This window comes from Bradyrhizobium sp. AUGA SZCCT0222, from assembly GCF_018130205.1.
Lineage (GTDB): Bacteria > Pseudomonadota > Alphaproteobacteria > Rhizobiales > Xanthobacteraceae > Bradyrhizobium.
Window position 1 is genome coordinate 44,162 of the sequence record NZ_JAFCLX010000024.1, and the last position, 12,754, is coordinate 56,915.

Here is a 12,754-nt window from a genome sequence, read left to right on the forward strand (position 1 = left end):
GGGACCCATAACCACAAATATGCGTTGTTGGAACTGCGCTGTGGCTCCAGCCTGGCGCGACAATTGCCTTCGGTGGTTATGGGTCCCGGATGCGCAATTGCGCATCTGAGATCGCGCTTCGCTTGTCCGGGACGACGAAAAAATCGTGCTAGAACCCCCAGATGATTCCCTGGGAAAAGCTCGACACCGCACATATTCCCGGCACCGATGCGGAACTCCGCCTGATGAAGCGCGGCGCCGAGTTTTCCATCATGCTCGGCACCAACGAGCTGATGAACAGCCGCCTCTCGGGTTCCGAAGCGGCACTTGCCACGCTCACAGTCAAGAAGCTGGAAGCGAACAAGAAGCCGCATCTGCTGATCGGCGGATTGGGCATGGGCTTTACGTTGCGGGCGGCGCTTGCGGTGCTCGGCGCCGGGGCGCGGATCGTGGTGGCTGAACTGGTGCCGGCCGTCGTCGCCTGGGGGCGAGGCCCGATGGCGGAGATTGTTGGCGGCAGCCTGAACGATACGCGCGTCAGCATTCAGGAGGTGGACGTCACCGAGATTATTCGATCCAGCCGATCGAAATTCGATGCGATTCTGCTCGACGTCGACAACGGCCCGGAAGGCCTGACCCGCAAGGCCAATGATGGGCTCTACAGTTCAGCCGGATTGGGCGCGGCACATACCGCGCTTCGTCCCGGCGGCGTCCTGGCCGTCTGGTCGTCCGGACCCAACGCGCCGTTCTCAAAGCGGCTGCGTGCCGCCGGTTTCGATGTGAACGAGGTTGCCGTGCGCGCCACCGGAAGAGGCGGCGGCGCGCGCCATGTCATCTGGATCGCGACGAAGAGCTGAGTTTCGATTCGTAGGGTGGGCAAAGCGCAAGCGTGCCCACCATCTCTCCAGGTGTTCCAAATAGCGATGGTGGGCACGGCGCAAGCGCGCCTTTGCCCACCCTACAGCCGGTCCTCAGAACATCGTGTTGCTGTTCGCCGGATTCTCGGGGATCGGCTGGACGGCGTCCCAATGCTCGACGATCTTGCCGTTCTCGAGCTTGAAGATGTCGATGATCGCGCTCCCCCTCGTGCCCGGCTCGCGAATGGCGTGGACATGCAGGATGACGTAATCGCCGTCCACGAACGAGCGCTTGATCTCGCTGCGGGAGTTCGGGAATTTCTCGCGCAGGAATCCAATGAACTTGCGGAAGCCCTCGGGACCGTCAGCGGCATTCGGGTTGTGCTGGACATAGCGGTCGCCCATATAGGCGATCGCGCCGTCGGCATCTTTTTGGTTTAGCCCCTTCTCATAGAAGTCGAGCACCGCTTTTCTGTTGGCTTCCTGCTGCGCCGCGGAGGCGGCCCAGGCGCTCGGAGAGGCGAGGGCTAACAGGACGACGGTGGCCAGGGCGATGCGTGGCCGAAAAAAGAGATCCATGATCGGGCTCCATCTGACGATAGCGGTGTGCCGTCTATAGTGCCCGGCCCCGCCGGCCGTAAGAGGGCACCCGATACTCACGAAGTCACCTCGAGGTAACCTGATCAAGCCGCCTTCGCCGCCGCACCATGGGCGTGCTTGTCGATGGCATCAATGATCTGCGGCCACATCGGGATCGGCAACGCGTGGCCCATGCCGTCGATCATCACAAGCTTCGCGCCTGGCACAGAGGCCGCGGTATCCTTGCCGCCCTCGGGCCGCACCAGGGGATCGACGGTGCCGTGGATGACCAGCGTCGGCGCCTTCACGGCACTGAGCCGTTGCTTGCGGCTGCCGGAGGCGAGCACCGCGCGCAGCTGGCGGCCGACGCCGGCCGGGTTGAGGCCGCGCTCATAGGTGCGTTCGGCGCGCGAGCGGTCGAGCGCTTCGTCTTCCGGGAATGAGCCGACGCGCAGGATCTTCCAGGTTTTCGCAAACCGCTCGAAATACTCTTCCTTGGTCGCGGGCGGCGGCGCCATCAGCATGGCGGCGGCTTCCCGTGTCGGCCCCGGCACCCTGGGATTGCCCGTCGTCGACATGATCGAGGTCAGCGAGCGCACCCGTGCCGGAAACGAGATCGCGACTTCCTGCGCGATCATGCCGCCCATCGATGCGCCGACCAGATGCGCCGACTTGATGCCGAGCACGTCCATCAGGCCGACCGTGTCCTTGGCCATGTCGATCAGTCTGTAGGGCGCGGCAACCGGGATCTTCAGGAATTTGAGCTTGAGCAGTTCGAGCGCGGTCAGACGCTTGCCGCCGGTCATGCGGGAGGATTTTCCGATATCGCGGTTGTCGAAACGGATGACGCGAAAACCGCGCGCGGCAAGCTGGCGGCAGAAATCATCGTCCCAATGGATCATCTGGGCGCCGAGGCCCATGATCAGCAGCAGCGGTTCCGCGCCGGGATCGCCGAAGCTTTCGTAGCAAATGTCGATGCCATTGGCGTGGGCGATCTGCGGCGGCTGATGGGCAAGCGTCACGTTGGCGGTCCTTTGGATCAGTCCTGCGATGGTACCTTGATGGGGTCTTGTATGGCACGGTTTACCGCATCGCAGAAGGCTTTGCTGCTCACTGTTAACCAGTGCCTTGTTCTGACGCGTTTTCCAGAGGCGAACCGCTACCCGCTTCGCTTGAAAACGCGACGTCGCCCGGTTGACCGCCACGCCGCAACGGTGTGGTATGGCGGAATAATATCCGAGGCGTGGCAAAGCGCTCGTAACCAAGGGAGGGCGCCAATGGCCGACAAAGGCAATGATCCTGCCGTGATCTGGCAGACGATGATCGGGGAGATGGAGAAGGGGTTCAACTCCTTTGCCAACCAGGCGATGGCTTCGCCCGAATTCTCAAAAGTGATGAATCAGGTCGGCGGCGTCTCGGCCGGCGCGCAGAAGCAGCTCGGCGAGCTGATGGAGAAGTATCTCGTCAGCATGAACCTGCCGAGCCGGGCGCAAATGGTCGGCATGGCCGAGCGCATCCAGGGAATCGAAGGCCAGCTCAACGAGATCAAGGCGATGCTGCACCAGATCCATCACAATTCGCTGGCGCCTGAAGGCGGCTATGGCGCGACGCGGCCGCCGCGCACCAAGCGTCCTCCGTCGGAGGGAGAGCAAAAATGAACGCGCCCGCAGCAGCCCTCGATCTGGCGTCGATTCCCGAGCGGATCCAGTCCGAGGTGCAGCGCGCGATCCAGCGCAGCATCAAGGGCGTCGAATACATCTCCTCGTCGGGCCCCGCTCTGGGTTCGACGCCGAAGGACGTGTTGCTCAGCCGCGGCACGCTGAACCTCTATCACTACCGGCCCATCGCGGACGAAATCTACCGCGTGCCGATCCTGATCGTGATGGCGACCACCAACCGCGGCTACATCCTCGACATGGTGCCCGGCCAGAGTTTTATCGAATTCCTGCTCAAGCGCGGCTACGACGTCTACATGATGGACTGGACCGCGCCGAAACCGGAGGAAAAATCGCTGCGGATGGAGGATTACGTCCTCGACTTCATCCCGGATTGCGTCCGCCGCGTGCAGCAGGATTCCGGTGAAACAGACGTCACCGTGATCGGCTATTGCTTCGGCGGCGTGCTGTCGCTGCTGTACGGCTCGATCTTCAACGACGGGCCAATGAAGAATCTGATCTGCTTCACGACGCCGATCGATTTCCGCGAGATGAAGCTGTTCTCGAATTTCTCGGATCGGCGCTATTTCGATGTCGATCGCCTCGTCGACAGCATCGGCAATGTGCCGCCGGAAATGATCCTGTCTTCGTTCGAAATGCTGCGGCCGGCGTCGCGCGCGGTCAGCCAGGTGAATTTGTGGGAGAACATCTGGAACGACGAATACGTCAAGGCCTACCGGATGATGGATCGCTGGGGCACCGACACGTTGCCGCTGGCGGGCGAGTATTTCCGCGCCATCACCAAGGACCTGATGTGGGACAACAAGCTCTACAACGACACCATGACGGTCGGCGGGCGTGCGGCCAATATCGCTGACATCAAGGTGCCGATCCTGCACGCGGTCGCCGAACACGATCACATCGTGCCCTATGACGCGGCCAAGCACCTGATCGCCAAGGTCGGTTCGTCCGACAAGGAAGAGGTGGTCCTGAAGGGCGGCCATGTCAGCGTCGTCGCCGGCGCCAACGCGATCAAGCGGCTATGGCCGAAACTGGACAACTGGTTAGGTAAGAGATCAACATGAGCGAAACACGTTCCTATCCGCGCCACGCCAAGACCGACGCCGGCGACATCGAATTCCGCCTGATGTCCCGCGCCGACGAGGCCGCGGTGCTTGCCTTCGCGCAGAAGCTGCCGACCCATGATCTGCTGTTCCTGCCGCGCAACATCAGCCAGCCCAAGGTGCTGTCGGCCTGGATCAACGAGATCGAGCGCGGGCAGATCACGAGCCTGCTGGCCGTGAAGGGCGACGCGGTGGTCGGTTGCGGCACGCTGGTGCGCGACCCGCATTCCTGGTCGCAGCATGTCGGCGAGATCCGGATGGTGGTGTCGCAGGACGTGCGCGGGCAGGGCGTCGGCCGGGCGCTGTCGCAGGAGACCTTCGCACTTGCGCTGGGCGCCGGCCTGGAAAAGCTCTCGGTGCAGATGACGGTCGACCAGCAGGCAGCGATCGCGCTGTTCGAGAGCCTCGGTTTCAAGGCCGAGGCCCTGTTGCGGGACCACGTTCGGGACGTCGACGGCAAGAAGCATGACATTGTCGTGCTCGGACACAATGTGGCGCAGGTGCGAGCCCAGCTGGAGGCCTACGGGCTTCCGGGCGCCGTCCAGCATTAGAGGGTGGCCGCCCGGCACTAAAGCGGGCCGTCTGGCACCAAAGCCGGCCGTTCTGCATTAGACGAAAGTAGAACTTTTGCCGGTTCCCTAGGCAAATCGCTCATCATTGAGGCTCATCACGTATTCGTGATGTCGCGATGCAACATCGATATTGCGCCGCAACATTAACTATGGCACAACGATCTCGCCCCGGGCCGAACCGGACGGGGTGAGCCCATAGCTCAAACCCGAGGATGGAGAGACCCACATGACCACCGAAACCAATTCCGTGCTGAACACCGTCAAGGAAGCCTTCGCGCCCGTCACCGAGGCGTTCACCAAGCTCCAGAACCTGGAAGTTCCGGAAGCTGCCCGTGAGTTCGTGAAGAAGCAGGCCGAGACCGCGAAGGTTCGCGCCGCCGACATGCATGCCGGTTCCGAGAAGGTGACCGCTGCCATCGAGACCGCCGTTGCCGGTTCGGTTTCCGAGGCTGCCAAGATCAGCCGCAACATCCAGCAGGCGTTTTATCAGGACGCGGAAGCGTTCTTCGCCGGCATCGACAAGCTCGCTTCGGCCAAGTCGCTGAGCGAAGCCGCCCAGATCCAGTCGGACATGGTCCGTGCGCGTGGCGAAGTGTTCGTCTCGCGGGCGAAGGCCACGTCAGAATATCTCGGCAAGCTCGTCGCCGACAGCGCCAAGACCGCTCAGGACAACTTCTCCAAGGTCTACAGCAAGACCGCCTGATAGCGATCTGCCAACTGCCCTTTTGGAAGGCCCGCCTAGGCGGGCCTTCTTTTTGTCTGAAGCCTCCATAAATCAATGGTCTCTCCTCCGTCATTGCGAGGAGCGAAGCGACGAAGCAATCCATGCCGGGTTTTGCCGAGGCGTGGATTGCTTCGCTGCGCTCGCAATGACGGAAGCTGCTATCCTCGATCCCGAGGAGTCTTCCGAAAGCCGCCATGACCGTCCCCCGCACATTCGTCGTAGACACGCCTGCCGACGCGCAGCGGGCCGCCGAACTGCGGCGCGTCAAACTGCTGGCGACGCTGGTGCTGGCGGCGACGTTTGCGATCTTCATTGCGGCGAGGGCGCTGCTGCCGATCCACCCGGCGTTCGGCTTCGTCGCAGCCTTTGCGGAAGCCGCCACCATCGGCGGCCTTGCCGACTGGTATGCGGTTGTGGCCTTGTTTCGCAGGCCTTTGGGGCTGCCGATCCCGCACACCGCGATCATCCAGAGCAACCAGCACCGCATCGCCGACAAGCTCGGCGAATTCATCGAGCAGCATTTTCTGGAAGCGGCCCCGGTTGAAGCAAAATTGCGGCAGATCGATTTCGGCTCGTTCATCGCCGACTGGCTGCGCGACCGCAAGCGCAGCGAGGATCTGGCGCGCTTCGCACTGCGGCTGCTGCCGGAAGCGGTGGCCGCCACTGAGAATTCCGGCCTGATGACCTTTGTCAGCCGCCGCATCACCTCGCAATTGATGTCGATTGATCTTGCGCCGCTCGCGGCTGGCACGCTGCGCACCTTCGTCAAGGAAGGCCGGCACCAGGGCCTGCTCGACGACATCATGCGCGCGGTGCATCAATCGCTGACACAGGCCGAGACCATGGCGATGATCCGCGAGAAGATCCGCGACGAATTGCCGACACTGCTAAAACTCTATCGCGCCGACAGGTTCCTCGTGAACAAGATCGTGGCGTCGGCGACCGCGTTCTTCGAGGAAGTGCGCAACGATCCCAAGCATCCGTTCCGCGACGAGTTCGACCGCATGGTGCTGACCTTCGTCGACCGGCTCGGCAGCGATCCTGCCTATGCCGAGCGCATCCAAGGGCTGAAGCGCGATCTCCTGGCGCGCCCCGAACTGAACAGCCTCGCGCGCCACATCTGGGAGAATGCGCGATCGTTCTTCGAGCGCAGCGCGTCAGGCGAGACGCAGGTGCTGGAGCAATATCTCGTGCGCATGTTCGTAACGGCAGGCGAGGCGCTGGCTGCCGACGCCGAGATGCGTGCCGAGATCAACCAGGGTCTGGTTGCGGTGCTTCGAAGTGTGGTCGCCGAACAGAAGAGCGGCGTCTCGACCTTCATCTCCGATCAGGTCAAATCCTGGGACATGGGGCAGTTGATCGCGCTGATCGAAATCAACATCGGCCGCGACCTGCAATACATCCGTTTCAACGGCTCGCTGATCGGCGGGCTTGCAGGACTGGTGCTTTACACCCTCGAGTACCTGCTGCGGCTCGTGTGACTAATTAATCACGTCCACGCTTTTAGTTGTCACAAGTGTGAAGTGGGCCGTTGAAAGAAGAATTCCGGTTCCTTAGCTTTTTACGAAATAATGTTGCGTTGCGGAACGATTCTACCAGGCTTTCGTCTTCCCACTGAACCAGTGGCCGGCTGCCGCAACTTAAGGGGCCGAGCCCGAGAGGAGATATGATGTCCGTTGCTGCGCAGACGCTTCGTCCGCCGTCCAGAACCCTGATGTTTCTGGAGGGGCGGGCGATTTCCGAATTAGGCGCTTTTCTTGGTGCCTTGCCGCTCCTGAGTCTGGCGCCGAGAGGCGACGGGCATCCGGTGCTGGTATTGCCCGGCCTCGTTGCGTCCGACACCTCGACGCGCCCGTTGCGCAGCTTCCTCAAGGGCCGCGGCTATGCCGTCAGCGGCTGGCGCCAGGGCCGTAATCTCGGCCTGCGCCAGGGCGTGCAGCACGCGATGGTCGATCTCGTCCACGAATTGAATGACACGTATGGCCGCAAGGTCAGCCTCGTCGGCTGGAGCCTCGGTGGCCTCTACGCGCGTCAGCTTGCCAAGATGATGCCGGAGCGCGTGCGCTCGGTGATCACGCTCGGCAGTCCGTTCGCATCCGGACCGAAGGCGACCAACGCCTGGCGCGTCTATGAAATGGCGAGCGGCCGCCGCGCCGACGAAGATGACGGGCGTTTCGGCGGGTCGCTGGCGGGCACGCCGCCGGTGCCGACCACCGCGATCTTCAGCCGTACCGACGGCATCTGCGCCTGGCAGGGCTGCAGGGAGCAGACCACCGCGACCTCGGAGAGCATCGAGGTCGAAAGCAGCCATTGCGGCATGGGTCATCACCCCGCCGCGGTCTATGCGGTCGCCGACCGTCTGGCGCAGGCGGAAGGCAAATGGGCCCCGTTCGACCGCAGCGGCTGGCGCAGCATGGTGTATCCGAACCCGGATCGGTAATCGGGTTACCGATAGCTAATTCAGAACGCCGGCCTCGCGCCGGCGTTTTCGTGAATCCGCAAAACGCGCTATGCCTTGACGCATGCCGCAGCCGCTCGCCCGCATTGTCGAACAGCTCAAGCGCGAACCCTCGCGCACCGGCTCGATCGTCATTACCGTATTCGGCGATGCCATCGTGCCGCGCGGCGGCTCGGTGTGGCTCGGCACGCTGCTGGAATTCTTTGCCGCGATCGACATCGACAGCGGCGTCGTGCGCACCGCGATGTCGCGGCTCGCGAGCGACGGCTGGCTCGAGCGCAACAAGGTCGGCCGCAACAGTTTTTACCGGCTCGACAAGAAGGGGCGGCAGACCTTCGATACTGCCACCAAACACATCTACGATCCGCCGCCGTCCGACTGGACCGGGCGGTTTGAGCTGCTGCTGATCGGCAATGGCGGGGACCGCGACGCTTCGCGCGATGCGCTGAAGAATGCAGGCTTCGGCAGTCCGCTGCCGGGCGTCTGGGTCGCACCGTCCGGCGTGCCGGTTCCGGAGGAGGCGGCGGGCGCCATCCGTCTCGAAGTCTCCGCCGAGGACGACAGCGGCCGGCGCCTGCTCAGCGAAAGCTGGCCGCTTCAGCGCACCGCCGACGCCTATCTGAAATTCATGAAAACCTTTGAGCCACTCCGCGCCTCGCTCGGCCGCGGCGAGATTCTTTCCGACACGGATGCCTTCACCGCGCGGATCCTGCTGATCCACCATTACCGCCGCGTCGTGCTGCGCGATCCGCTGCTGCCGGCACCGCTTTTGCCCCGCGACTGGCCGGGCAGGGCGGCGCGACGGCTCTGCGGCGAGATCTATCGCGGGCTGCTTGCTGCGTCGGAACAATGGCTTGACGACCATGCGACCAACGAAAACGGGCCGTTGCCGAAGCCGGGCGGGGCGCTGGCGCGCCGGTTCGAAGGGACGTAAACATGTTACAAAAATAACTTGCATTCGTATTTTTATGTTATATGTTGGAGAAAAGAACATACGGGGAGGTCGGCCATGTACACGCAGGCGCTCAATACGTCCGATGGCGATAACAGCCACATCGAGGACGCCGCACGTTCCGCACAGTTCCAGGCGCGCATCGATGCCGACGAGCGCATCGAGCCCAACGACTGGATGCCGGCGGCCTATCGCAAGACACTGACGCGGCAGATTTCCCAGCACGCCCATTCCGAAATCGTCGGCATGCTGCCCGAAGGCAACTGGATCACCCGCGCGCCGTCGCTGCGCCGCAAGGCCGCTTTGCTCGCCAAGGTGCAGGACGAATGCGGCCACGGGCTTTATCTCTATGCTGCGGCGGAGACGCTCGGCACCTCGCGCGAAGAGCTGGTCGATTTGATGCTGGCGGGGAAAGCAAAATATTCCTCGATCTTCAACTATCCGACGCTGACCTGGGCCGACATCGGCGCGATCGGCTGGCTGGTCGATGGCGCGGCGATCATGAACCAGATTCCGTTGTGCCGCTGTTCCTATGGACCCTATGCGCGCGCGATGATCCGCGTCTGCAAGGAAGAATCCTTCCACCAGCGCCAGGGTTTTGAGATCATGGTGACGCTGTCGAAGGGGACCGAAGAACAGAAGGCGATGGCGCAGAGCGCGCTCGATCGCTGGTGGTGGCCGGTGCTGATGATGTTCGGCCCACCCGACAAGGCAAGCCAGCACTCGGACACCTCGACCAAGTGGAAGATCAAGCGCTTTTCGAACGACGAACTGCGCCAGAAATTCGTCGATGCCACCGTGCCGCAGGCGCAATTCCTGGGCTTAACGATTCCCGATCCCGGCATGAAACAAAATGCCAACGGCAACTGGGAATACAGCGCGATCGACTGGGAAGAGTTCAATCAGGTGCTGGCCGGCAACGGCCCCTGCAATCGCGACCGATTGGCGGCGCGGCGCAAGGCGCATGACGACGGCGCCTGGGTGCGCGAAGCGGCGACTGCCTATGCGGAGAAGCGCAAGCAGCGCCAGCACGCGCAAGCGGCGGAATAGGGAGATCACCATGGCCACGCCGAACATGCCGCTCTGGGAAGTCTTCATCCGCAGCCGCAATGGGCTCGCGCACAAGCATGTCGGCTCGCTGCACGCCGCCGACACCACGCTGGCGTTGCAGGCCGCGCGCGACATCTACACCCGCCGCGGCGAGGGCCTCTCGATCTGGGTGGTGCCGTCGAACGCGATCACGGCATCCGATCCCTCCGAGAAGGGCATGATGTTCGAGCCCGCGGAATCCAAGATCTACCGGCACCCGACCTTTTACGACGTGCCTGACGAAGTCGGGCATATGTGATGGCTGTCGCCTCGATCCAGGTCTCCGAAACCCCGCTGGTGCTCTACACGCTGCGCCGCGCCGACGATGCGCTTATTCTGGGCCATCGGCTGTCGGAATGGTGCGGCCACGCGCCGATGATGGAAGAGGACATGGCGCTCGCCAATATGGGCCTCGATCTGCTCGGGCAGGCGCGCGAGCTTTATGCTTACGCCGCCAAGGTCGAAGGCCGGGACAATGACGAGAACAAGTTCGCTTATCTGCGCGACGTCCGGCAGTACCGCAATCTGCTGCTGCTGGAACAGCCGAACGGCGATTTCGCGCGCACCATGGTGCGGCAGTTCTTCTATGCGGCCTTCGCCGATCTTTATTGGCGCGCGATGATGCAATCGAGCGATCCGACCCTGGCTGCGATCGCGGCGAAGTCCGAAAAGGAAAGCGCCTATCACGTCAGGCATTCTTCGGAATGGATGGTGCGGCTCGGCGACGGCACCGAGGAGAGCCACCGCCGCGCGCAGAGCGCGATCGACGATCTCTGGGCCTATACCGGCGAGATGTTCCATCTCGACGACAGCGAGCGCGGCTTGATCGACGCCGGCATCGCGATCGATCCCGCCAAATTGCACGCGCCATGGCTCAAGACCGTGTCCGGCGTCGTTAATGAGGCAACACTGGCGTTGCCTGACAACAACTGGATGCAGCAGGGCGGCCGCGACGGGCGGCACAGCGAACATCTTGGCCATCTTCTCAGCGAATTGCAGTCGCTGCCGCGCACGTTTCCGGGGGCGACATGGTAACCGCCTTGCTCAGCGATGCTGATTTGCGCCGGCGCGCCTGGGATGCGGCCGCCCAAGTGGTCGATCCCGAGATTCCGGTGCTCACCATTGCCGATCTCGGCGTGCTGCGTGAGGTCGCCGTCAGTGACGGCCATGTCGAGGTCGCGATCACGCCGACCTATTCCGGCTGCCCGGCGATGAACATGATCGCGCTGGAAATCGAGCTGGCGCTGGAACGCGCCGGCATTGCGCGGCCCAAGATCCGCACCGTGCTGTCACCGGCCTGGACCACCGACTGGATGAGCGAGGACGGCCGCCGCAAGCTAAGGGAATACGGCATCGCACCGCCACAGGCTTCAAGTTCGCGCCGCGCGCTGTTCGGTGAGCAGCAGGTTTCGTGTCCGCAATGCGGCTCGGGAAATACGGAAGTTCTCTCCGAGTTCGGTTCGACCTCCTGCAAGGCGCTGTGGCGCTGCAAGAGCTGCCGCGAACCGTTCGACTATTTCAAGTGTCATTGATCATGTCCCTGACACCCCGTTTTCACCGTCTTGCCGTCAACGACCTGCGCCGCGAAGCGCCGGATGCGGTATCGCTGAGCTTTGCGATACCTATGGAGCTATCAGGCGACTACAGTTTTACACCCGGTCAATATCTGACCCTGCGCACGACCATGGACGGCGAGGAAGTGCGCCGTTCCTATTCGATCTGTTCCGGCCCCGACGACGGCGAATTGCGCATCGCGGTGAAGAAGGTCGATGGCGGTGCGTTTTCGAATTGGGCGGCGGATGAACTGAAAGCCGGCGACGAGCTCGACGTGATGACGCCGACGGGGCGCTTCGGCGTCGCGCATGCGCCCGATCAAGCACGGGTCTATGTCGGCTTTGCCGCGGGATCGGGCATCACGCCGATCCTGTCGATCGTCAAGGGTGTGCTGGCGCGCGAACCGAACAGCCGCTTCTTCCTGTTCTACGGCAACCGCTCGACATCGAGCATGCTGTTCCGCGAGGCGCTGGAGGAACTGAAAGACCGCTTCATGCAGCGGTTCTCAGTCTTTCACGTGATCTCCGGCGAGGAGCAGGACATTCCGATCCTGCACGGCCGGCTCGACGGCGAAAAGGTTCGCGTGTTGCTGCGTTCGCTGGTGCCGGCGTCGAGTGTTGATCACGTTTTCGTTTGCGGTCCCTTGGGCATGAGCGAGGATATCGAAAACACCTGCCGCGAGATCGGCATTGCCGATGATCGCATTCACGTCGAGCGCTTCGTCTCCGAGTTTGGCGGCAAGCCGCGCGCTAAAAAGATCGTCGAGACATCCGCGCCGCCGAAGGCGCTGGCCTCGCTCGTGATCGACGGCAAGCGCCGCGAGGTGCCGGTCGCGGAGGACGAATCCATTCTGGACGCCGCGCTCCGCGCCGGCATGGACCTGCCGTTCGCCTGCAAGGGCGGCATGTGCTCGACTTGCCGCGCCAAGCTGGTCGAGGGCGACGCACAGATGGAAGTGAATTATTCGCTGGAGCCGTGGGAACTGAAGGCGGGGTTCATCCTCACCTGCCAGGCGCGGCCGGTGTCGGACAGGGTTGTGGTGGATTACGACCACGTTTGAGCGTCATTCCGGGGCGCGAAGCGAACCCGGAATCTCGAGATTCCGGGTCTGGTCCTGCGGACCATCCCGGAATGACGGAGGGAGCGTTGACACCCTGGGTGCTCCGCTTCAACACTAACGCGTATTAATGAGGCCGGTTGCAACAGGCCCG

General features: G+C 62.9%; 15 protein-coding genes. 13 read left to right on the forward strand and 2 right to left on the reverse strand.

The window, feature by feature from the left end:
- Positions 1-161: 161 nt before the first annotated feature.
- Entirely contained in the window at positions 162-836 is a 675-nt protein-coding gene (locus JQ629_RS21170) for a spermidine synthase family protein (RefSeq protein ID WP_212414312.1), read from the forward strand.
- Between the two features lie 114 nt (positions 837-950).
- Here the strand turns inward: JQ629_RS21170 and JQ629_RS21175 are convergent, their stop codons facing one another.
- Positions 951-1,415 (reverse strand): nuclear transport factor 2 family protein, encoded by a 465-nt coding sequence (locus tag JQ629_RS21175; protein WP_212414313.1) that lies wholly within the window; start codon positions 1,413-1,415, stop codon positions 951-953.
- A gap of 104 nt (positions 1,416-1,519) precedes the next feature.
- The gene (locus tag JQ629_RS21180; protein ID WP_212414314.1) at positions 1,520-2,437 is read right to left on the reverse strand and encodes an alpha/beta fold hydrolase; all 918 of its coding nucleotides are present in this window, start codon (positions 2,435-2,437) and stop codon (positions 1,520-1,522) included.
- Positions 2,438-2,692: 255 nt separating this feature from the next.
- Between JQ629_RS21180 and JQ629_RS21185 the strand changes: the two genes are divergently transcribed.
- The 12 genes from JQ629_RS21185 to paaE all read left to right on the forward strand — a co-directional run bounded on the left by JQ629_RS21185 (position 2,693) and on the right by paaE (position 12,603).
- Positions 2,693-3,073 carry a hypothetical protein gene (locus JQ629_RS21185; RefSeq protein WP_212414362.1) on the forward strand — a complete coding sequence of 127 codons (381 nt, stop codon included), beginning with the start codon at positions 2,693-2,695 and terminating at the stop codon, positions 3,071-3,073.
- Complete coding sequence (locus JQ629_RS21190) at positions 3,070-4,155, forward strand: alpha/beta fold hydrolase (protein WP_212268425.1); 1,086 nt, start codon at positions 3,070-3,072, stop codon at positions 4,153-4,155. The genes JQ629_RS21185 and JQ629_RS21190 overlap by 4 nt, the downstream gene beginning before the upstream one ends.
- The gene (locus tag JQ629_RS21195; protein WP_212414315.1) at positions 4,152-4,745 is read left to right on the forward strand and encodes a GNAT family N-acetyltransferase; all 594 of its coding nucleotides are present in this window, start codon (positions 4,152-4,154) and stop codon (positions 4,743-4,745) included. The genes JQ629_RS21190 and JQ629_RS21195 overlap by 4 nt, the downstream gene beginning before the upstream one ends.
- Before the next feature lie 247 nt (positions 4,746-4,992).
- Positions 4,993-5,469: a phasin gene (locus tag JQ629_RS21200; RefSeq protein WP_212268421.1), complete on the forward strand. Its 477-nt coding sequence runs from the start codon at positions 4,993-4,995 to the stop codon at positions 5,467-5,469.
- A 215-nt stretch (positions 5,470-5,684) separates the two neighbouring features.
- On the forward strand, positions 5,685-6,971 hold the full coding sequence (locus tag JQ629_RS21205) for a DUF445 domain-containing protein (RefSeq protein ID WP_212268419.1): 1,287 nt from the start codon (positions 5,685-5,687) through the stop codon (positions 6,969-6,971).
- A 188-nt stretch (positions 6,972-7,159) separates the two neighbouring features.
- The gene (locus JQ629_RS21210; RefSeq protein ID WP_212414316.1) at positions 7,160-7,930 is read left to right on the forward strand and encodes an esterase/lipase family protein; all 771 of its coding nucleotides are present in this window, start codon (positions 7,160-7,162) and stop codon (positions 7,928-7,930) included.
- Between the two features lie 82 nt (positions 7,931-8,012).
- Positions 8,013-8,882 (forward strand): phenylacetic acid degradation operon negative regulatory protein PaaX, encoded by an 870-nt coding sequence (gene paaX, locus JQ629_RS21215; RefSeq protein ID WP_212414317.1) that lies wholly within the window; start codon positions 8,013-8,015, stop codon positions 8,880-8,882.
- Positions 8,883-8,957: 75 nt separating this feature from the next.
- Positions 8,958-9,950 (forward strand): 1,2-phenylacetyl-CoA epoxidase subunit PaaA, encoded by a 993-nt coding sequence (gene paaA, locus JQ629_RS21220; protein ID WP_212414318.1) that lies wholly within the window; start codon positions 8,958-8,960, stop codon positions 9,948-9,950.
- Between the two features lie 10 nt (positions 9,951-9,960).
- Positions 9,961-10,248, forward strand: coding sequence for a 1,2-phenylacetyl-CoA epoxidase subunit PaaB (gene paaB / locus JQ629_RS21225; RefSeq protein WP_192737264.1), 288 nt, complete (start codon positions 9,961-9,963; stop codon positions 10,246-10,248).
- Complete coding sequence (paaC, locus tag JQ629_RS21230) at positions 10,248-11,024, forward strand: 1,2-phenylacetyl-CoA epoxidase subunit PaaC (RefSeq protein ID WP_212414319.1); 777 nt, start codon at positions 10,248-10,250, stop codon at positions 11,022-11,024. The genes paaB and paaC overlap by 1 nt, the downstream gene beginning before the upstream one ends.
- Positions 11,018-11,521, forward strand: a complete 504-nt coding sequence (gene paaD / locus JQ629_RS21235) for a 1,2-phenylacetyl-CoA epoxidase subunit PaaD (RefSeq protein WP_212414320.1) — start codon at positions 11,018-11,020, stop codon at positions 11,519-11,521. Before paaC ends, paaD begins: the two co-directional genes overlap by 7 nt.
- A 2-nt stretch (positions 11,522-11,523) precedes the next feature.
- Entirely contained in the window at positions 11,524-12,603 is a 1,080-nt protein-coding gene (gene paaE, locus JQ629_RS21240) for a 1,2-phenylacetyl-CoA epoxidase subunit PaaE (protein ID WP_212414321.1), read from the forward strand.
- Positions 12,604-12,754 lie beyond the last annotated feature (151 nt).